Genomic DNA, 21,942 nt, shown 5'->3' with positions numbered 1-21,942 from the left:
CTACTACTGTTTAAATTATTTATTTTTAATCACTGAAAACCTGTATCGATTTTTCAGGACTAGTCAAGCTTTAGAATAATTTGAGTTGTGGATCAGTTATTCTAAAGCTTTTTCTATGATGTGGCGTAGACCCATGCGCCAATACAGCTGTTCTGTGTTTAACTGTTGGGTACCCTTTGTTGTTGAGCCAGTCGTAGTGGGGATAATCCACAGCAATGTTGTCCATATATTCATCCCGATAAGTTTTGGCCAGAATTGAAGCAGCTGCGATCGACAGATACTTGCCATCCCCCTTGACGATACATGTATGCGGAATTTGTTGATAGGGAATAAACTTATTTCCGTCAACGATGATATACTCCGCTTTGGTCTTTAAGAGATCAAGCGCCTTGTGCATGGCTAAGTAGCTTGCATTATGGATGTTTATGCGATCTATTTCTTCGGCTGAAACACTGGCAACTGCAAATGCGAGAGCTTCGCGTTCGATAATTGGCCGCAACATCATCCTTTTTTTCTCACTAAGTTGTTTGGAGTCGTTAAGGAGATCGTGGTAATAGTCTGTTGGGAAAATCACTGCTGCAGCGAAAACGGGCCCTGCCAGACAGCCCCTTCCAGCTTCGTCACAACCGGCTTCAATCCACTGCTCCTGATAATAAGATAATAGCATAGGCGATTCTTAAAATAGCCGAAATTACAAATAAATTTGGAGTTATTTATTGTAACTTCTGTGTGAATATTGGCCATTTACATTAATTAACACTAATAATGTCTTCTTTTGTAAAGATTTAGAGCACTAGACTATTAATATGATGGAATAATTTTCATTAGCAAAATAAGAAGTTGTTCCGGTCTGGGCCATATTGTTTCAATATTAAACTTGGGCAATAGTTTTGGTGTCAAAGATTTAACAATTATAGAAATATAAAAATACATATTATGAGAGGCTTTATGCTTTTGTTGTTTAGTATGCTGATGGGATGGACTGTTTATGGCCAGACGAAGAGCGTACAGGGAATCTTGAAAGATGACAAGAATCGAATTGTTGCCGGGGCGACGGTTAAGCTGACGTCAAAGTTGGATTCTATGACTACAGGATCCAATATGGCTGGGATTTTTATCTTTGATAAGGTCAAATCCGATACCTTTAAAATTACCGTTTCAAACTTAGGCTTCGAGCGCTTTGAAAAGGAATTTAGTATTCCTAAAGGCGAGTCAAAATATATAATTCCAAGTTTAACTTTACAACAGAATTCACAGATGCTGCAGGAAGTTGTGGTTGATGGAGTACCTACTGTCGTTGTTAAAAGTGATACCCTGGAATATACCATGAAAGATCTAAAGCTCCGCGATGGCGCCGTTGCGGAAGACGCGTTGAAAAAGTTACAGGGAGTCGAAGTGGATAAAGATGGTAACGTTACAGCACAAGGTGAATCCGTAAAGCGGGTTCGTATTAATGGTAAGGACTTTTTTGGTGGAGATGTAAAGACAGCTACCCAAAATTTACCTGCAAATATTATCCAAAAGATGCAGGTCATCGATGATTATGGTGATATGGCCAATGTCACTGGCAATAAAAACGGTGATTCGGAAAAGGTGTTGAATATTCAGATAGATCCCAAATACAATACTGGGCATATGACTACCCTACGGGCTGGCGTGGGAACAGAAGATCGCTATCAGGCTACCGGTATGTGGATGGGGATGCGTGAAGGTGAACAAATTTCGGTGCTGGGGAATTTGAACAATACCAATGCCCCCTTATTCGATTTTAGTACTGTAGGTGGTGGCGCCCGCCGTGGCCAGGGTGGTGGCGGCCGCCGAGGTGGTGGTATGTTTGGTGGCTCGGACGGTTTGACAAAAATTGGTTCCATAGGACTGAATTACCGCAAAGACTTTAATGATAAACTGACTGTTTACGGTAGCTATAGTTTTAGCCATAGCAACAATACAACACTATCCCAACGTTTTCAGGAAAATACACTGCCTAATATAATGCAGACGGACAGTGTGACATCCAATTCGAACACGGTTGGTGATAGCCATCGTTTCGAAGCAAATGTCGAATGGAAGCCTACAACGAAAGATTATATCAAAATATCGCCTCAGTTTGGCTACGACAAGAGCGATGCAACGACAGGTACGAATTCGCTCACGTATCGTAGTAGTGTATTTAATAATTCTCAGGCGCAAGATATTGTTGCCAATTCCACTGCACCGAGATTTGGGATTAGCGGTTTATACAATCATAAATTTAATGATAAAGGAAGGAATGTTTTTGTAAACATGAACTTCAATAATGCAAAAACAACGAAAGATCAGAATGCCATTCTGGATAGGTTGTTGGCCGATCCCAACAATGCAAATACTCCCTTAGATTCGATCTATGAGAAGACGATTCTGGAAGCTAATAATAAAAGTTGGAATGGAGGAGCCTCGGTGAATTATACTGAACCTGTTTCCGAGAAAGGAAAAGTAGAGTTTACCTATGATTTCAACAAAAATAAGTATGATAATTCGAACAAACAGCAAGGATTTGACCGCGATGGAAACCTTATAGCAGAAGACCCGAAGTTGAATTTTGATTATAATTACGATTATTCCTTCACAACACATAAAATAGGGGCAAACTATTTGTATAGTGGCGATAAAATAACCTATTCCATTGGAGCAGCAGCTCAACCTTCCCAATTAAGAGGAGATGCGATCAGTTCAGGCTTAGTCGTTCCAATTCATCGCAACAATATGAACTGGATGCCTATTGCACGTTTTGAGTATAAATTTTCGAGACAGTCCAATATCTCTGTCAATTATTCGGGAACACCGAATGAGCCTTCAGTAACGCAGATCTTGCCCTTTGATATGAGTACAAATCGGACCAGTATCGTAATCGGTAACGCCAATCTGAATCCGGAATTTAGCCATCAATTGAATGTACGGTTCCGTAAAAATGATTTTCAAAAAGGAAATAACTTCTTTGCGTTCGTTAATGCCGGTTTGACTAACAACAAGATTGTGAGCTTGAGCAAAAGCTATTTTGATGATTTAATGGACTATCAAACTGGACAAACAAATTCTACGTTAGTATCCGAAACTCGCTACTTGAATGAAACAAGCGATAAACCATTTAATGTGAGTTCTTTTTATCATTACGGAAAGTCAATGAAAGAAAAAACATATAATATTATGTTAATGGGCGGGGTGTCCTACAACAAAAATATTGGATATGTTTCTACGGAGAAAGATGATAACATCGGTCAAAAGAACGTTGCCCGGAATATTGTATTAAATCAAGGTTTGATGTTTAGATACAACCCTTCGGAGAATTTGGAAATCAATCCGGGAGTACGCTACCAATTTAATCATACGGAGAATTCATTGACAAATCGTACGACGAATGTTTCTTCTTGGACACCCACATTGATTGGCTCTGTTAACATCACAAAAACTACAATTTTCGGAGCGGATCTATCGAAGCAATTCAATAGTGGTTATGGAGCCGGTATCAATGCAAACCCGTTTGTCATCAATACGTACCTTGAGCAGAAGTTCTTGAGTCAACAACGTGGTACAGTACGTTTACAAGCATTTGACTTATTGAATCAGCAAACGAATGTTTCCCGGACAGTGAGCGAATCTATGATTACAGATAGCCGTACCAACCGTTTGGGACGATATTTTATGATTTTGTTTACCTACAAGTTCCAAAAATTCGCTATGGGGAACCCTGAAGGCGAGAACAGATTCCCAGGCGGAATGAGACCACCGCGTATGTAATTTGAATAATCTTATTGCTATAGGATATAAAAACGGTCATAGTGATTTCGCTATGACCGTTTTGCGTTTAAAAATGCCTAGTTTTGTGATCACTTCATGTGCCCTATGATTTGAAGATTGAGCAAAGTGGCGAAAGAATGTACGATTGTATATTTTTTTGGAGGAGATAGTCAAGGCTAACGGGCACACAAAATAGATAGACTAAAGAAGTTACAGCAAGTTTATACTGCATGGAATACGAAATTATTAGACTTTCAAACGGGATACGCGTAGTATTTCAATATCAGAATTTACCGGTTACACATGTCTGCATGGTCATCAATGCGGGGTCTCGGGATGAGTCTGCTGGAAAATATGGTGTAGCCCATTTTATTGAGCATCTTTTATTCAAACGAACAGAAAGACGCTCTACACAACAGATTATAAATCATTTGGAATCCGTTGGCGGAGATTTGAATGCTTATACAACGAAGGAATATACCTGTGTACATGCCTCTATTCTTCAGCCTTATTTAAGTCGTGCCTTAGATCTTTTTGAAGATATCTTTTTTCATTCCACTTTTCCCGATATAGAATTGGATAAAGAAAAATCTGTCATTGTAGATGAAATGGCGTCTTACCTGGATAGCCCAGAAGAGTCTATTGTAGACGATTTTGAGGATCTGGTTTTTCAGGGGTCGGGTTTAGGACACAATATTTTGGGACTGGAAGATCAGCTTCTCGCATTACAAAAGGGCGATATCTTAGACTTTATGCAGGCAAACTATGATACAAATGAAATGGTTATTGGTATCACAGGTAATTATACGCTAAAAGAAGTTGAGCGATTGTTGCACAAGATCTTTGGTGGTGTTCCAGCAAATACAATTATGCGGATGAGAAACGATGTCAATCCAATTATTGAACAGCATCTTGCAGTCGCAAAACCAATTAATCAGGTTCATTACATGCTTGGATCTTTGGCTTACGGTTATCGTGATGAGCGTAAGACAGGGCTGTTGCTTTTGAACAATATGCTTGGCGGCATGGGAATGGGTTCTATTCTGAATCTTTCTATTCGGGAGAAATATGGAATAGCCTATACCATTGAATCTAATTATACTATTTTTTCGGATACAGGGTTATTTAGTATTTACCTCGGTACCGATGAAGAAAAAGTTGAAAAAGCTAAAAAACTCGTCTTTAAAGAACTAGCGAAGCTAACCGAGCAACCGCTATCCGAAACTGCAGTAAAAAAGGCGAAGCAGAAATTTATTGGTCAGATTGCTTTAACCGAAGAGAACCGTATGAGTATGATTATCTCTGCCGCGAAAAACGTGATGGACTATGATCGTGTCATCTTATTGGACGAAGTAATTGAAAAAATTCAGGACTTGACTAATACAGGGCTGCTGGAAATAGCGCAAGATGTATTTGACCCGAAGAAGATGTTGTCGCTAAGTTTTGTTCCCGAAGACTGAATTTAAGGATCGATAGATCCTTCTGAGGAAATGAACAATATGAGATCGAACGGCCGAAGATGGGAATATAGCTGGCTGAAATGAATTTATATTGCATATAAAAAGCAATTTATCTAAGTTTGCGCTTACGGGAATTCGTTCTCATCAACCATTGACTGCAGAAAGCAGATTCAATACCTATTGTAGCAGACAAATAAACGAATAAAAAATATAAGGGATGAAAACAGCATATGTATTTCCTGGTCAAGGGGCCCAATTTGTTGGAATGGGGCAAGACCTGTATAATTTAAATGATGAAACGAAAGCTTTGTTCGAACAGGCTAACGATATTTTAGGATTTCGCATCACGGATGTCATGTTTTCCGGTACAGACGAGGAGTTGAAACAAACCAACGTAACCCAACCGGCTATTTTCTTGCATTCGGTCATTTTGGCAAAAGCATTGGGAGAGTCTTTTCAACCGGACATGGTTGCAGGTCACTCATTGGGTGAGTTTTCGGCTTTGGTAGCAGCGGGCGCACTGAGCTTTGAAGATGGCTTGAAATTGGTTGCACAACGCGCCAACGCGATGCAAAAAGCATGTGAGCTTCAGCCTTCAACGATGGCTGCGATATTAGGTCTGGAAGATGCTATAGTGGAAGAGATCTGTGCTAAAGTTGATGACGTTGTGGTGGCTGCGAATTATAACTGTCCCGGACAATTGGTGATTTCGGGATCTATTGAAGGTGTGGATAAAGCTTGTGCTTTATTGACCGAGGCCGGTGCTAAGCGCGCATTAAAGCTAAATGTTGGTGGAGCATTTCACTCACCATTGATGGAATCTGCCAAAGTCGAATTGCAGGCGGCTATCGAAGCTGTAGACATTTTGTCGCCTAGCTGTCCGATTTATCAAAATATAGATGCCAAACCACAGACAGATCCAGCGGTTATCAAGGAAAATCTTATTGCGCAATTAACTGGCGCTGTACGGTGGACGCAGACAGTACAAAATATGTTGGCCGATGGTGCAACAGCTTTTGTAGAAGTCGGTCCAGGAAATGTATTGCAGGGATTGGTTAAGAAGGTTGACCGTCAGGTGCAGACTTCTGCGGCTTCAGTGACCGCGTAACAAAATATTCAGTATAAAAAAAGGAATTATTTTGCTGTGCCCTCAAAAAGTGTCCAACTTTTTGAGGGCATTTTTTATGAACGAAAAATCGGAATCACATCAAGAATTACCTGTCCATCCCTGAAAAATGTTTACAAAAGGTCTAATACGGTTCTTACTTTACCTCAAGAATTAACCTGTAAAAATGGATAAGACATAGCGATCAGTTTCGGAGATTACTCGGTGCTTATTCGGTACTTGTTCGGAGCTCGTTCGGTACTTCTTCGGTTGCAAGCGAAGAAACACCGAACGAGCTCCGATCGATATCCGTTTTTTAACCGAGAGAATGCAGAATCAACTATGAGCGTAAAAACTATTTATCCTTAAACATGCTGTAATGATCTTTCATGACCTGCAGCACGAAGTCGTTGGGAGTCATTTTTTCAGGATGTTTGACTTCCATAACCGCCTCAAGACGCTGGACCAAAGCTGTTAAAATGCCCACATCTCTTCTATCAAAAGCTGTTTGGTAGATCTCTTTGACCGAATTAGCATCCTTGTCGCTCAATTTGATAACCTGTGGAAATAGAATTGGATGATTGTCGAAAGTCTCTTCGTAAATTGTGTCGCTCAATTTTAATGTAGGTTTGAGGCTGATAACGGAAGTTTCTGCGGCAATATCTCCAATGCGTTGCCCATTTTTGGATAAAACGATCGAGGTAATGGCGACACCACCCATCGTCATCCAAATATCTACAATAGATAGACTCCATCTGGACAAGTATTGATAAAAGTTGGCTCGCGAACCGTCAAGTTTAACGACCTTTATTTTCATGATTTTCTTACCTACTGTCTGACCACCAAAGGCGGTTTCGGTAATCAATGTGTAAAAAAACGCGGGTAGGGTCAATGCCATCATAACGCCATAAAAAAGATAGGGATCTCCTGCGTTCATGTTTATGCTGTCCAAGAGAAAGAAGCAAAAGAAATAATAACAGACTATAATAAAATAATCTATTGCAAAAGCGATCATTCTTGAACCAAGACTGGCAAGATTATATTCGATTTTTACATTTTGTGCTGTATTTATCTCAAGCTTATTCATATGTAAATTATTTGAGTTTAATAGCAATATAGAATTTCTAGGTCATTTTAGCTCCAATTTGTGCTTTTCAATCATGGATATTTCCTATATTTGGTTCAGCCAGTTAAAAAAATTAATGAGAGAAGCATCCTTTGTAGAACGAAATAAAGAAAAATGGACGTTAATTGAAAATAATTTATCAATTAATATGCAGGTTGATCCAGATGAACTGGCCTCAAATTACATTGAGCTCACTAATGATCTGGCTTATGCACAAACTTTTTATCCTGAAAGTAAGGTAAAGGCTTACCTGAATGAACTGGCAGTGACCGTGCATCAGAAAATCTATAAAGATCAGAAAGCTTCCAATAATAAGTTTAAATCTTTTATCAATGAAGAGATACCGCAGGCGATCTGGTCAATCCGTAGACCTTTGTTGTACTCCTTCTTAATTTTTGTTTTGGCTTCAGTCATTGGTTTTGTATCGTCTGTATACGATATGGATTTTATTCGGCTTATTTTAGGTGACTACTATGTCGATTCGACGATAGAAAGTATAAAAGCAGGAGATCCTGCTGCAATATATGGGAAGGGGAGCAACTTTGGATCAGCGATTTGGATTACGATTAATAATGTGCGGGTTGCTTTTATGGCCTTTGCTGCCGGACTATTTTTCAGTGTAGGGACAGGTTATGTGCTGTTTAGCAATGGTATTATGCTTGGTGCATTTCACCATATGTTTTTCCAGTATGGCGTTATGGGGAAAGCCATGTCGGCGATTTGGATTCATGGCACTATTGAGATTTCGGTAATTATTGTGGCAGGAGGATGCGGATTGGCCATCGGTAATAGCATTCTATTTCCCAAATCGTTTACACGTTTGACATCGTTTGTCCGTACAGCAAAGATTGCAATGAAAGTTCTCGTCAGCACGATTCCTTTTTTTATTATAGCCGGAACATTGGAAGGTTTTGTAACACGGTATTATAATATGTCAATTTGGTTATGTTTAATAATTATCGTTTTATCCGTACTGGCTATCCTTTATTTTTATGTTATTAATCCTTATCGACTAGCAAAACGATTTCAATGGAAATAGATTTTGAGTTTCAAAAAGAACGGAAGGTGGGGGACTTTATCCAAAGTTTCATAGATCTTTTTAAATTGATCTATAAGCACTTTGTTTCTACTATTTTTGGTTTATCTGCGGTTCCCCTAGCAGCGATTGCTTTAGTTTACTATTTTCTTTCTACAAAAATCACTTTTTCGGCTAATAGCGATTCTTTTGAGGATATCGATGCTTTTACTTGGGCTGGATTACTCATTTTGGCATTGATCGCTTTGGGATTGTACGTTTATGGTATTTCCATTGAATATTTTATGCTACTCAAAGAACGTAAAAGCACAGCATTTTCAGGATCGGAAGTATTCAGAAATTTCAGATCTAACCTCGGTAAATACTTTATGTTTTTGATTGCCATGATATTGGCTTTAATCGTTGTCTTTATCCCACTGGCAATCGTAGCTGTGATTTGTGCATTTATCCCTTTTATTGGAAGTTTTGCCATTGGTATATTGGGCTCGATGGTTGGGATATGGTTGTTTTGCTCTTTTCTATTTTATCGGGAAGGTTATTCGGATCTGGGAAGCTGTTTTACAGATGCCTATGTCATGCTGAGCAAAAAATTGATCCAATACGGTATCGCAACCTACATTGTGAACTTTATTTTTCAAATGGCTGTCATGATGATTTCCATTGTACCATTGATTATCATGGGGCTTTTGTCATTTAACTTCCTTGGAATAGATGCCGCTTTCTTTGACTCATCCTGGGGAAAACTCCTGATGACATTTGGGGGCTTATTTATCACACTATTTACGCTCTTTCTTTATATGTCCGGCGTTTTGGCCAATGGTATTATTTATGAAACAGCCAAGGATCTCAAATTTGGAGAACGTATTTATGGCATGATCGAAAAGATAGGAGGAAAAGATGAATAAACTCTTGTCTTTTTTCTGCATTGCCTGTTTATCGATTATGTACGCCTGTGATCCCAAGCCAAGGGACACGGACTCCAACAGCGATAGAATTGATTCACTTAATGTGCAAATAGATTCAACCTTGGTGGGAGCAGATTCTGTCCGCATTGATTCTGCAGTAAAGGCTCCTAATGGCCAACAGGGAAAAGACGAAATTGACCTGTGGGATCCAAAATTATTTGATTCGATTCCAAAATATACCGAAGAACGTTCGTTTAAAATGGATCCTTATCAGGATATCATCAAACGTTACGAGACAGACGATTTTGTTTATTCTGAAAATATTAAAGATCGGGTGGGCGTATTGCAACGCATCCTTGCCCGGCTCGCCGATTGGATCGGGAGTATCATGCCGGATAATCCTTATAAATTTCGGGAAGAGTTTGGCTATGTATTTGCCTTCTTAGCTGTCATCGCATTAGCGTTTATTCTTTATAAAGTGCTCTACAACAGAAAACAATATTTTATTAAGCATAGTGAAGAGGAGAGTGAACTGGACGTTTTAGCGTATGTGGAGCGAAACCTGATGAATAGCAACCTGGAGCCTTATATTCAAGAGGCTATCGCTCAAAGGAATTATGCATTGGGTATCCGGTACTTACAGCTATTGAATATTCAGAAACTAGCGCAATCCGATCATATCAAATGGAAGCTGAGCAAAACGAACGCTGAATTTACACAAGAGATTCAAAACGAGGAGCTCCGTCGTGGATTTGCGGAATGTACAAGAATATTTGATTATGTCTGGTTTGGTCAATTTGAATTAACAGAGGACAATTTTAATCAATATCAGCAATTGTTTCACCAGTATCAAAAACAAATTAAATGAAGGGATCGGTAAAATTTGGATTGATATTATTGACTGTTGTGTTAGTGTTAATAGCCCTTATCGATGCAACAAGTAAGAAACCTATTATCTGGGATCGGACTTTTGATGCAAAAGATAAAAATCCTTTTGGCGCTTATGTGCTACGTCAAGAACTAAAGCATATCATTGATCAAAAGAACACAACGATTGAGCGACCATTGTATGAATATTTGGACAGTACAAAGAAAACCGACGCTAACTTATTTTTTTACACCTCCTATTTTTCAATGGGTGAAGCAGCGGAAGATAAATTACTGGATTATGTAAACCGGGGTGGGAAAGCAATGATTGTAGCCGAGGATATTGATCCTTATCTGTTGGATTCCCTTGGTTTGAAAACAGATAACTTCTATGGTTTTAAAAAAGGTGTGAATATAAAAAGCCAACTGCGTGTGCGGTTGATGAACGATAACAATAAAATTCATTATAGTAAATCAGATCTTGGCGAAGTATTCAAAAAACTTCCTAAACATGCGACCATTTTGGGCGCGATTACCTATAAGGAATTTATGTTACCGAACTTCATAGCCGTTCAATTTGGTAAAGGGACATTCTATCTGCACCTGACCCCTGATTTATTTGGAAACTATTACTTGCTGAATTCCGCTTCGCAATATGCCTATGTTGCTAAGTCGTTATCTTATCTAAATGATAAGCCGATCGCTTGGTATGATTTTAAAGCGAATTTGGAGCAATATCGGACACCTTTGCGTGTATTGCTTATGAATGATGGTCTTAGGCAAGCTTGGTATGTTTTGTTGGCGGGGCTAGTTCTTTTGCTTGTATTTCGAAGTAGACGAGAGCAGCGAGCCGTGGCGGTCGTGAGCCCAGAACCGAATCTCTCGAAGGACTTTTGTGGAACCATTGCTACTTTATATTATGAAAATGGCGCACCAGGTAATATGGTCGCAAAAAAAATAGATTACTTCCTGCACGATCTTCGGATGCGGTTTCATTTGGACACGCTGATGTTGCGGGAAGAGGAGTTCAGTGAGGAGCTGGCTGAGCGGACTGGAGTTCCGCTCCTAGAGACGCAGTCTTTAATCAGGCTGATTGTTCATATGCAAGATGCTAAACAACATGATGTGGCTGATCTTAAGATGATTAATGATACAATAGAAGAGTTTAAACATAAAGCAAAAATGATATGAGTGACTTCGATAAATATATATCTTTTGAAAACCGAATAGATGTCTCGGTTTTATTCGATAAAATGGCGCAGGTAAAGTCGGAGGTGAAAAAAGTCATCGTTGGGCAGGATCAATTGATTGACATGCTCTTAATCTCGATCTTGGCCTCAGGGCATTCTTTGATCGAGGGCTTACCCGGGGTGGCGAAAACATTATCCGCAAAATTGATTGCCAAAACGATTCACAGTGAATTTAAGCGGATTCAATTTACACCGGATTTAATGCCCTCGGATGTAACCGGTTCGTCGATACTCGATTTGAAAAGTAATGAGTTTGAATTTCGTAGGGGCCCCATTTTTGCAAATATTGTTTTAATCGATGAAATCAATCGTGCTCCCGCAAAGACCCAGGCAGCACTTTTTGAAAGCATGGCGGAGCAACAGGTGTCGGTAGATGGAACAACCTATCAATTGCCAGGGCCGTTTGTTGTTTTTGCGACGCAAAATCCCATCGAACACGAAGGTACTTATCGATTGCCGGAAGCTCAGCTCGACCGTTTCTTGTTTAAGATCAATGTGAACTATCCTGAACTTGAACAGGAATTGGAAATATTGAAGGAGCATCATGCTCAAAAAGCACAGAATAAAGAGGATCAGGTTCAGGCTGTCGTTTCGGCCACAGAAATTTTAGAATTCCAGAAATTGATCAAGTCTATTTTTGTGCACGAGGAGTTGCTAACTTACATTGCTCAAGTCATTATAAAAACACGAACTAATCCAAGTTTGACACTAGGTGCCTCACCGCGGGCTTCTATTGCTTTGTTGGAATCAGCAAAGGCTTCAGCTGCGTTAACAGGCCGCGACTTTGTTACTCCTGAGGATATTCGGAGGGTAGCATCTGCCGTACTGGGCCACCGTGTCATGTTGACTCCAGAAAGGGAAATGGAAGGATTTACCACCGCTTATGTCATCGATCAAATCATAAATTCTGTAGAAATTCCAAGATAATGAAGAAACTAAAACAGCTTTTTCTAACAAATCAATTCTTCTACTCCCTATTGGGGGTAGCGACACTCTTTACATTTTCTTTTTTCGTTAAAGGATTGTTGATTGTGGCCTGGATTGTCTTTTGGATCTGGTTGGCTGTTTTGGCTTTTGATTTTATTGTCTTATTTTCAGGGAAGGGCAGAATTGAGATCACAAGGATATATCCTGAAAAATTATCCAATGGAGATGAAAACCCGATGAAGCTTATGGTGAGCTCTTTTTATCCATTTGCAACAAAAGTAGATGTTTTAGAGGAGTTTCCGGTGCAGCTCCAAATTCGGGACAAGGATTTTGCAGCCAGTTTACCCGCTTTTCAACGCTCTGAAATTTCATTTTCCTTGCGGCCTACACAAAGGGGAATTTATCAGTTTGGTCGTTGTATGGCTTTGGTTAGACGTTTTGGATTTTTCAAAAGAAGGTTTGTTACCAATCAAGAACAGGAAATCCCCTGTTATCCATCCTATATTCAACTACGAAAATATCAGCTTTTGGCAACAAGTAACCGATTGAATGAACTGGGGATAAAGCGTATTCGACGCATTGGTTCAGCCATGGAATTTGACCATGTTAGAGAGTATGTGCAGGGAGACGATTATAGGCACATGAACTGGAAGGCATCTGCAAAAGTAAAGAAGCTGATGGTCAATCAGTATGAAGAGGAGAAGTCTCAGCCGATCTATTCATTTATTGACTTAGGTCGGGCAATGCGTATGCCATTCAACGGTCTTACCTTATTGGACTACTCGATTAATGCTGCACTTGTTCTTTCCAATGCGACCATCTTAAAGCAGGACCGAGCTGGATTATTAACCTTTTCAAAAGATATCAATGCATTTATAGCTGCAGAGAAGAGGAATAATCAAATGCATAAGATTTCAGAAGCACTATACCAGGTGTCGACCAAATTTGAGGAGTCTGAATTTGGAAGATTATATAGTTATGCCAATGCGCATATTAACAAGAGGTCGCTTATTTTTGTATATACCAATTTTGAGACCTTAGATTCCTTAAGACGTCAGATAAATTATCTGTCTATGTTAAACAGGAGCCACATTATCGTTGTTGTCGTCTTTAAAAACGTAGAAATAGAGGATTTAGCGAAAAGTACGCCTAAAAAGACAATCGAAATTTACAATCAGGTCATTGCTGAAAAGTTTATCTATGAAAAACAGCTTATCGTACAAGAACTGATTCGCAACGGCTTTCAGACAATCTATACAGCGCCCGAAAACCTGACCATCAACTCCATCAATAAATATTTGGAAATTAAGGCCCGGGGCCTTATTTAATGATGGAGGTATCTTTGACCATTACTTTTGTCCAAAGATGCTGATATTTTTCGATCGCTTTTAAATGGATTGGATGTGTCTCGTAGATGGTAATATCTTTAAGGTTTTTGAAAGTGACGATCAAGGTATAGTCGAAGCTGTTGTCTACGACAGGTCGCGGGTTTGTTTGAGCCGGGACGCCGTAATTAAGTGTTTTGATGACGTCGATCTTGCGCAATTCCTCAAAAAATCCAACAAAATTCTTTTTTTCTTTTTCACTGAGCTCTTTTTTTAGCCAAAAATTCACAACGTGGACAATAGTGGTAGGTTGGATGTCTTCATCCGATTGAACGTTATTTGCCCATGTTGGGGCAGTTACGAACACCATTGGTGCCAGAAGAAAATTGCGTCTTTTCATGATTGTAACGGTTTAGAACGCTTAAGATACAAAACCTGCGCGATTTCACCAATAGCCTGGGTATAAAAGTCGGTTCAAACTGTTTAAGAATAGAATGCTGAGAAGGCGCTGTGAAGGGATGGGGTATAAAGTTGAATAAAAAAGGGCAGTCCAACTTTGTACTGCCCCATTCTATTTTGATGGACATCTGGCTCTTATAAACCAAACGCTTCTTTTACTTTGTCGATATAATCTAGTTTTTCCCAAGTGAACAGTTCAACTTCGACTTGCTTTTTCTCGCCTGTTGAGCTTTCGAACTCCTTGGTTACTTTTCTTGGTGTTCTTCCCATGTGTCCATAGGCTGCAGTTTCTGAATAAATGGGATTTCTCAGCCCCAAACGGGTTTCAATTCCGTATGGCGTCATATCAAATAAATGTGCGATTTTTTCCGCAATCTGGCCATCTGTCAAATTTACCTTGCTCGTTCCATAGGTATTTACATAGATTCCCATCGGATCTTTTACACCTATTGCATAAGAAATCTGTACGAGGATTTCATCTGCAACACCTGCTGCTACCAAGTTTTTAGCAATATGGCGCGTTGCATATGCAGCGGAACGGTCTACCTTAGATGGATCTTTTCCTGAGAAAGCCCCACCACCATGTGCACCGCGGCCACCGTAGGTATCGACAATGATCTTGCGACCGGTAAGCCCTGTATCTCCGTGTGGTCCACCGATAACAAATTTTCCAGTTGGATTGATATGAAACTTAATTTCATCGTTAAATAACAACTGAAGTTCTGGTTTCAATTGCGCTTTAACACGTGGAATTAAGATCGTTTTAATATCGTGTGTAATTTTATCCAACATGACTTGTTCAGTAGCGAAGTCGTCATGTTGTGTAGAGATTACGATTGCTTCAATTCTTTTCGGCTTGTGATCATCACTATACTCAAGTGTCACCTGAGATTTTGCGTCCGGGCGCAAATACTTGATTTCGTTATTTTCGCGACGCAGCTCGGCCAATTCATAAAGCAGGCGATGCGATAAGTCCAATGCCAAAGGCATAAAATTTTCGGTTTCGTTGTTGGCATAACCGAACATGATACCTTGGTCGCCCGCACCCTGTTCTTGTCTTGTCTTGCGGTCTACCCCCTGGTTAATATCAGCAGATTGCTCGTGAATAGCCGAAAGGACGCCACAAGAGTTTGCCTCGAACATATACTCAGATTTGGTATAGCCAATCTTTTGGATCACCGAACGGGCTATTTTTTGGACATCAAGGTATATGTTTGATTTAACCTCGCCGGCAAGAACTACTTGCCCAGTCGTTACTAGCGTTTCAATAGCGACGCGAGAGTCCTCGTCCCATGCTAAAAAATTGTCTATTAATGCATCTGAAATTTGATCCGCAATTTTGTCTGGATGCCCTTCAGAAACAGATTCTGACGTAAATAAATAAGCCATGCTTTACGTAATTTTTAATATTGGATTTGCGCTAGAATGAAATAACAGCAAAGTGATAAGAGCCGTGATAGCGAGGGGTTTTTAGCACTTTTTTACTGTGGTTGCAATCTCCTTGTCGTTGCTTGTAACGCAACAGCACGCAAATCAGTCCACATTCTATTTTTTGTGCGACAAAGCTACGATACTTTGTGGATTATTTAAAATCAAATTTATATTTTAACTTTTAAAAGTATGGGGAAGTGCGGTAATTCGTATAAAGATTACATTATTTTAAGAAATTGGTAATTTCCGCTATCTTTGGATATGTCAGAACGTAAACAAATATTGTTTGTTATTAATCCTATTTCGGGAGGGAAAAATAAAACTTCCTTTAAAAAACAGGTGCTGGATGTGCTTGATCTGCAGAAGTTTGATCCTACTTTCCAACAAACAGCGAGACCGAACCATGCTTATGAAATTGGGCTGAAAGCGATCAAAGAAGGCTATGATGCAGTCATCGCTGTCGGTGGTGATGGGACGATCAATGAATTGGGATCCGCTTTGGTCGGATCTGGAATTCCATTGGGGATTATTCCTGAAGGCTCTGGCAACGGCCTGGCGCTCTATTTGGGAGTTCCAATGAATGAGGCTGCAGCTATCCGTCGGATTAATCGTTTTGAATCAATAGAAGTGGATTGTGGTGTAATTAATGATAGACGCTTTTTTAATATCGCGGGTTTGGGTTTTGATGCATCCGTAAGTGAAAATTTTGCTAATGAAAATATTCGTGGACCTTTGGGGTATATGAAGTCCGTTTTTAATGTGCTCAGTAAATACCAACCGGCACATTATAAATTGACAATTGATGGAAAGGTGTACGAAAGGCAGGCCTTTATGATCAGTGTGGCGAACTCTCCCCAGTATGGTAATAATGCTTATATAGCACCGCAGGCTTCGGTTAACGATGGCATTTTAGATGTCTGTATCGTGCACAAGTTTCCACTTTATATTTTGCCAAAGATGATTTTCCATCTTTTTAATAAATCGGCGGATCAATCCAGTTATGTCGAGATTATTCCGGGGAAGAATATACAGATTGAGATTGATAAGGTGTCCCCGGTTCATGTGGATGGGGAGCCGATTGAACTTGGCGATAAATTGGATATTTCCATTATGCCAAAAGCGTTAAAGATAATTTGTTAAGATGATGAGTAAAAATAAGAAACAGTCCTATGAGGGCGTTGTATATTCGACAGATGACAGCTTCAGCTATCAGCTGGCCGATTTTTTTCAGGAAGCAGATACGTTACCTGTAAATCAGCAAAACTTAAAGGTGCAGCTTGATCGGAAAATGCGGAAGGGGAAAGTTGTTACGTTGGTCACGGGCTTTGTTGGAAAAGTGGACGACTTGGAGAACTTAGGTAAATTGTTGAAAACGAAGTGCGGAGTTGGTGGAACAGTGAAGGATGGGGAGATCATCATTCAGGGCGAGTTTAAACAAAAGATCTATGATTTGTTACTTAAAGAGGGGTATCGCGTAAAATTAGTTGGTGGTTAAACAAGTATATCCAGCAGAATAGTGGTAAATCTAATGAATTGTCTATTAGGCAAGTATGCTTTAAGTGTAGGATGTCTGATTGTTCAAAAACATGAGTAATCACTTACTTTTTGTCGTTTAAAATCCTTGATTTTCTTGCATATCAAAAAAAAAATGGCTTTCATTGTAAAATAATTATTGCGAATAAGCGATTTAGCATAGAGTAACAATGATTATATAACGGGAACTGCTGAGAAAAATAACACGGATTAATGGTGTATTCAGTTTTAAAAACAAATTTGATTTTTTTTATATATTTAAGAGGAATATTTTAAATTTGACATTAAATATTAAATTTGCTTTGCAAAATTGGTTTCAAAAGCGAATAAAAGTGCATATAATTTAAACAACATTATATATTTAAACAACAGTAAAAAACTAAAAATTAGAAAAATGGCAAACGCACCTAAAACTGCTGCAAAACAAGAGAGCAACAACGGAGGATCTTTCTTTGCTCAAGCTGCAATCATCATCTGTTTCATCGTGGGTTTCTGTGTATGGAAATTTGTGATGGGTAATCCAACTAACTTCGTTGACAACAATCCTGAAAATGCTCCAAATCCAGGTAACTACTTAGGAATGGTTTACCATGCTGGGGCTATCGTACCTGTTTTGCTTGGTTTATTCTTGATGGTATGGGTTTTCTCAGTAGAACGTTTAATCGTTATTAACAAAGCATCTGGTACAGGAAACGTTGGAAACTTTGTGAGAAAAATCCAAACGTTGATTAATGGTGGAAACATCGACACAGCAATCGCTGAGTGTGACAAACAAAAAGGTTCAGTAGCAAACGTAGTTAAAGCTGGTTTATTGAAATACAAAGCAGTATCAGTAGATCCTAACGTTGACACTGAAAAAGCTACTATCGCAATTCAAAAAGAAATCGAAGAAACTACAGCATTAGAAATGCCAATGTTAGAGAAAAACTTAAACGTTATCGCTACATTAGTTTCTATCGGTACATTATGTGGTCTATTGGGTACGGTAACAGGTATGATCAAAGCCTTCTCGGCATTGGCAACAGGTGGTGCTCCAGATTCAGCTAAATTGGCAAACGGTATCTCTGAGGCCTTGATCAATACAGCAACTGGTATCGCGACTTCAACATTCGCTATCGTATTGTATAACATCTTTACTGCAAAAATCGATAAATTAACTTACTCTATCGACGAAGCTGGTTTCTCAATCGTACAAACATACGCTGCAAACCACAAATAAGAACTATGATGAAAATTTTTGATTTTATTTTATGGAAATCAAAAATCAAAAGCATCATAGGATAGAAGATTGAGTTTTTAATTTAAAAAGAAGAATTTAAAATGGGTAAAGCAAAAGTAAAAAGAGCCAGTACGTCGATCGACATGACAGCGATGTGTGACGTATCGTTCTTACTGCTTACGTTCTTCGTCTTAACGGCGACTGCGCGCCAACCGGAAGCATTGACGGTGGATACCCCAGCATCGACTACGAAAGATAAGTTACCTGATTCAAATGTGGGTATGATCACAATAGGCGATCAAGGTAAAGTTTTCTTCGGTACAACTGATCAACAGGTTCGCGTAAAAGCACTAGAAAGAATGTCAGCAAAGTATGGCGTTGGCTTTTCACAAGAAGATTATGATCGTTTCAAATTGATGGAAAACTTTGGTGTACCAATGTCTAAATTGAAAGGATTGTTGGCCCTGGATGGAAGTAAGCGTACAGAAAAAGGTTTGCAAACTGGTATCCCGGTTGATAGTACAGAGAATACTTCAAATGAATTGTATTACTGGGTTCAAAATGCCCGTCTTGCAGCTGAGGAAGTAAATAAGGAAAAAGAGGCATCAGATAAAAACTTCGTGCATCCAGGACCTTTAAAGATGGCTATCAAAGCAGATGCGAATGAAAAATATCCTTCGGTTAATTTAGTTATTGAAACGTTGCGGAATCAAAAGCAAAACAAATTTAGTTTCATAACAGGCATGCGTGCTGAGGAGAAATAATTGACGATTTAATAAGAACAAACAATGGCAGAATTAAATCAGGATAGTGGTAAAAAAGGCAAAGGCGGGAAAGTAAGATCCAAGAAGAATGGCGGTAAGGTCGACCTTACGGCGATGGTGGATTTGGCATTCTTGTTGATTACCTTCTTCATGTTGACCACGTCCTTAAATAAACCGCAAGCGATGGATGTGGCTATGCCAGACAAAAATAAAATTAAGGAACAACAAAGCGATGAATTGCTTACAGCAGATAATCGTTCCCTGACAATTTTATTGGGTTCTGACAATAAAGTCTCTTGGGTATATGGTCAAGTTGCTCGTCCGATCGAAGGTCCTACTGTCGCTGGTTACGGTGCAGATGGGATTCGTAAGGTACTGATGGAGAAAAAGGCATATGTACCTCGCGTTTCAGGCGGTAAAGACATGATCGTAATCATAAGACCTAGTGATAAATGTACACAACGTAATCTGGTTGACATTCTTGACGAGATGAAAATTGTAGACGTAAAACGCTATATGATCGGTAAGATTACTCCAGAGGAAGTGGAAGTGTTAAAACGTGACAATATCTATAATGATTAGTTATTAGATTGACACAAAAAACTAAAATAAGATGATAGGGTCAAAATTAGATATTTTTAAGAAAGAATGGCTTGACGTCGTTTTTCAGGGCCGAAACAAGGAATATGGAGCTTACGAGCTTCGTAAGCTGGCGCCTAAAGCGACTAATAGAGGTCTACTCGTCGTAATCGGCTTCGTAGTGCTAGCAAGTCTTCTTCGTCTTTTCGGAGATAAAATTTTTCCGAAAAAGGCAGTTGAAGCACCTCCAGCAGTAACCGAGGTTACTTTGGAAGACCTTGAAGAAATCAAACCACCAGAGCCACCAGAAGAGGAGCCGCTTCCGCAAGAGCCGGAAGAAAAACCTCAACAAGTGGCTATGGATGTGCCAAAAGAGGATTTGGTTCGTTTCCCTGAGCCTAAAGTAGCTCCTGCAAACAAAGTTGTGGAAGAAGTTGCTTCTCAGGAAGAGTTGAAGGATCCAAATAAAACGCCAGCACGTATTACCTTGAAAGGTAGCCCGACTGGTACTTCCGTTGCACGTGGTGAATTTGGTTCGAAGAAACAAGACGGTGCAATCACTGGTGCTGCAAAAGGGGATCCTAATGGTAATGGAGACGAAATTCTTCCATTTAATGCCATCGAGGTTCAACCAATGCCTGTAGGCGGTATGCAAGCATTTATGTCTTGGGTTGGTTCAAACTACGAGTACCCAGCTGCTGCGACTGAAAATGGTGTGAATGGTGTCGTTGAAGTGTCCTTCGTTGTAGAAAAGGATGGTAGCTTGACAGACATCAATATCAAACGTGATTTGAAATATGGTACTGGTGATGCAGCTGTAAGGTTGCTTAAAAAAGCGAAGAAATGGAAACCTGGTATTCAAAATGGTCGTCCAGTTCGTGTAGCGTACACTTTACCAATTCGATTGAACCTTCAAAATTAGAATGACAAATTTTAATTCGAATAATAGTTCAAATTTTAGACAGAAATCGCCTCTGAAGCGGTTTCTGTCTATTTTGGGACTATTTATGTTTGGCTTTTATTTTGTTTTGGGCCTTTTGATTATATTCTGGGACAGTTTTCCGATTCCGATTAATCCAACTTACAAAACAATCTTTGGCGTCGTATTGATCCTGTATTCTTTTATGCGGTTTGTACGGCTATGGCAAAATAATTTTTAATTAACTGCCCTCTTCTTTTTGGCTACAACCAATTCTCTCTTCAAAAATTAAACTATTTTTTAATTAAACTGTCTTATTTTATGATGTATCATATGAGAAAATATAAAATGGTTCTTGTGATGCTAGGCATCTGTATGGGCATTTTTGTTTCCTGTAAAAATAAAACAAAGCAAGCGAAAGAGGGCGATGATATTTTAACAGGTAAGCTGCCCGTTATTGTGGATCAAACGTTGTTGCCTATTATCAAAGAATCTGCCGATGTGTTTGAGAGCTCTTATCCAAATTCAAGTTTGGAGCTTATGGCCCGGCCGGAGATTAAAGCGGTGAATGCATTACTTGCCGATTCGGCCTATGTGGTTGTATTGACGCGAAAGTTGACAAATGAAGAAGATAGCTATTTCAGAAAACGCGGTATTCAGCCAAAGATATTTCAAATTGCTTCGGATGCTGTTGTATTGATCAATAATCATAACAGTGCTGATACTATAATGCCTCAAAAAGACGTTAAGTCTTTGTTGGAAGGTAACTTAGCCGGACAACGTTTGATCTTTGACAATGCCAATTCAAGTACACTGCGGTATTTGAAGGACTATTTCAAATTGAACAAAATCGATCCGAAAGCTGTTTCTGCTTTAAAGGATAGTGAAGATGTTATGAAATATGTGAGCGAGAATACGAATACAGTGGGCGTTATTGGTTATAATTGGTATTTAAAAGCTGTGGAAAAAAATTCGAATTTATTGGATAAAATTCGTACATTGAGCATCGAAAGCGTTGGTAAGGAGGGCGAAAAGCTTAGTTTTTATAGACCGTCCCAATCAACTATCGCCGACGGCTTATATCCTTTTGTAAGACCTGTCTACATTATGAACTATCAGCCGAATATGGGCTTAGGTTTGGGCTTCAGCGCCTTTTTGACAGGAGATCGTGGACAACGTATTGTATTGAAAGCTGGATTGGTTCCCGCTACAATGCCTGGTCGGGAGATCATTATTAGAGATGAAAGTTATATTAAATAGATA

The 21,942-nt window shown here is 39.3% G+C and carries 20 protein-coding genes; 16 read left to right on the top strand and 4 right to left on the bottom strand.

The window, feature by feature from the left end:
- Nucleotides 1-70: 70 nt before the first annotated feature.
- A complete protein-coding gene (rnhB, locus tag BGP15_RS08760; RefSeq protein ID WP_070560938.1) occupies nt 71-667 on the bottom strand; it encodes a ribonuclease HII in 597 nt (198 codons plus the stop codon).
- Between the two features lie 269 nt (nt 668-936).
- Between rnhB and BGP15_RS08755 the strand changes: the two genes are divergently transcribed.
- The 3 genes from BGP15_RS08755 to fabD all read left to right on the top strand — a co-directional run bounded on the left by BGP15_RS08755 (nt 937) and on the right by fabD (nt 6,342).
- Entirely contained in the window at nt 937-3,774 is a 2,838-nt protein-coding gene (locus BGP15_RS08755; RefSeq protein WP_286769246.1) for an outer membrane beta-barrel protein, read from the top strand.
- A 230-nt stretch (nt 3,775-4,004) separates the two neighbouring features.
- Nucleotides 4,005-5,234 (top strand): M16 family metallopeptidase, encoded by a 1,230-nt coding sequence (locus tag BGP15_RS08750; RefSeq protein WP_286769245.1) that lies wholly within the window; start codon nt 4,005-4,007, stop codon nt 5,232-5,234.
- 217 nt (nt 5,235-5,451) lie between these two features.
- Entirely contained in the window at nt 5,452-6,342 is an 891-nt protein-coding gene (fabD, locus tag BGP15_RS08745; protein ID WP_070560944.1) for an ACP S-malonyltransferase, read from the top strand.
- 352 nt (nt 6,343-6,694) lie between these two features.
- Here the strand turns inward: fabD and BGP15_RS08740 are convergent, their stop codons facing one another.
- Nucleotides 6,695-7,426, bottom strand: coding sequence for an RDD family protein (locus tag BGP15_RS08740; RefSeq protein ID WP_115046318.1), 732 nt, complete (start codon nt 7,424-7,426; stop codon nt 6,695-6,697).
- A 115-nt stretch (nt 7,427-7,541) separates the two neighbouring features.
- Here BGP15_RS08740 and BGP15_RS08735 point away from each other — a divergent pair, with 115 nt between their 5' ends.
- The 6 genes from BGP15_RS08735 to BGP15_RS08710 are packed head-to-tail and all read left to right on the top strand — an operon-like array spanning nt 7,542 to nt 13,778.
- Nucleotides 7,542-8,504 (top strand): stage II sporulation protein M, encoded by a 963-nt coding sequence (locus BGP15_RS08735; protein WP_286769244.1) that lies wholly within the window; start codon nt 7,542-7,544, stop codon nt 8,502-8,504.
- Complete coding sequence (locus BGP15_RS08730) at nt 8,495-9,406, top strand: ABC transporter permease (protein WP_286752832.1); 912 nt, start codon at nt 8,495-8,497, stop codon at nt 9,404-9,406. Before BGP15_RS08735 ends, BGP15_RS08730 begins: the two co-directional genes overlap by 10 nt.
- A complete protein-coding gene (locus BGP15_RS08725; RefSeq protein ID WP_286769243.1) occupies nt 9,399-10,274 on the top strand; it encodes a DUF4129 domain-containing protein in 876 nt (291 codons plus the stop codon). Before BGP15_RS08730 ends, BGP15_RS08725 begins: the two co-directional genes overlap by 8 nt.
- Complete coding sequence (locus BGP15_RS08720) at nt 10,271-11,464, top strand: DUF4350 domain-containing protein (RefSeq protein WP_286769242.1); 1,194 nt, start codon at nt 10,271-10,273, stop codon at nt 11,462-11,464. Before BGP15_RS08725 ends, BGP15_RS08720 begins: the two co-directional genes overlap by 4 nt.
- Nucleotides 11,461-12,450: an AAA family ATPase gene (locus BGP15_RS08715; RefSeq protein WP_201639975.1), complete on the top strand. Its 990-nt coding sequence runs from the start codon at nt 11,461-11,463 to the stop codon at nt 12,448-12,450. Before BGP15_RS08720 ends, BGP15_RS08715 begins: the two co-directional genes overlap by 4 nt.
- Nucleotides 12,450-13,778 (top strand): DUF58 domain-containing protein, encoded by a 1,329-nt coding sequence (locus tag BGP15_RS08710; RefSeq protein ID WP_286769241.1) that lies wholly within the window; start codon nt 12,450-12,452, stop codon nt 13,776-13,778. Before BGP15_RS08715 ends, BGP15_RS08710 begins: the two co-directional genes overlap by 1 nt.
- On the opposite strand, the gene BGP15_RS08705 is transcribed toward BGP15_RS08710, so the two are convergent.
- Together BGP15_RS08705 and metK are read right to left on the bottom strand one after the other, a co-directional pair.
- Nucleotides 13,771-14,175, bottom strand: coding sequence for a Dabb family protein (locus BGP15_RS08705; protein WP_286769240.1), 405 nt, complete (start codon nt 14,173-14,175; stop codon nt 13,771-13,773). The genes BGP15_RS08710 and BGP15_RS08705 overlap by 8 nt on opposite strands.
- A gap of 194 nt (nt 14,176-14,369) precedes the next feature.
- Nucleotides 14,370-15,623, bottom strand: coding sequence for a methionine adenosyltransferase (gene metK, locus BGP15_RS08700; RefSeq protein WP_286769239.1), 1,254 nt, complete (start codon nt 15,621-15,623; stop codon nt 14,370-14,372).
- A gap of 303 nt (nt 15,624-15,926) precedes the next feature.
- Here metK and BGP15_RS08695 point away from each other — a divergent pair, with 303 nt between their 5' ends.
- From BGP15_RS08695 to BGP15_RS08665, 7 genes are all read left to right on the top strand, one after another.
- Nucleotides 15,927-16,805 carry a diacylglycerol/lipid kinase family protein gene (locus tag BGP15_RS08695; RefSeq protein ID WP_286734148.1) on the top strand — a complete coding sequence of 293 codons (879 nt, stop codon included), beginning with the start codon at nt 15,927-15,929 and terminating at the stop codon, nt 16,803-16,805.
- 4 nt (nt 16,806-16,809) lie between these two features.
- A complete protein-coding gene (locus tag BGP15_RS08690; protein WP_070560961.1) occupies nt 16,810-17,160 on the top strand; it encodes a translation initiation factor in 351 nt (116 codons plus the stop codon).
- Nucleotides 17,161-17,592: 432 nt separating this feature from the next.
- Entirely contained in the window at nt 17,593-18,417 is an 825-nt protein-coding gene (locus BGP15_RS08685) for a MotA/TolQ/ExbB proton channel family protein (protein WP_046673067.1), read from the top strand.
- A gap of 101 nt (nt 18,418-18,518) precedes the next feature.
- A complete protein-coding gene (locus BGP15_RS08680) occupies nt 18,519-19,181 on the top strand; it encodes an ExbD/TolR family protein (RefSeq protein WP_075990315.1) in 663 nt (220 codons plus the stop codon).
- 24 nt (nt 19,182-19,205) lie between these two features.
- Nucleotides 19,206-19,763: an ExbD/TolR family protein gene (locus tag BGP15_RS08675; protein ID WP_286752824.1), complete on the top strand. Its 558-nt coding sequence runs from the start codon at nt 19,206-19,208 to the stop codon at nt 19,761-19,763.
- A 31-nt stretch (nt 19,764-19,794) separates the two neighbouring features.
- Nucleotides 19,795-20,682 (top strand): energy transducer TonB, encoded by an 888-nt coding sequence (locus tag BGP15_RS08670; RefSeq protein ID WP_286752823.1) that lies wholly within the window; start codon nt 19,795-19,797, stop codon nt 20,680-20,682.
- Between the two features lie 330 nt (nt 20,683-21,012).
- Entirely contained in the window at nt 21,013-21,939 is a 927-nt protein-coding gene (locus BGP15_RS08665) for a PstS family phosphate ABC transporter substrate-binding protein (protein WP_286769238.1), read from the top strand.
- The last annotated feature ends 3 nt before the right edge of the window (nt 21,940-21,942 follow it).

The sequence above is a fragment of the Sphingobacterium sp. 40-24 genome, assembly GCF_001899705.1.
GTDB lineage: Bacteria > Bacteroidota > Bacteroidia > Sphingobacteriales > Sphingobacteriaceae > Sphingobacterium > Sphingobacterium multivorum.
The sequence above is the reverse complement of the archived record's forward strand: the minus strand, read 5'-3'. Positions and strand labels throughout refer to the sequence as shown.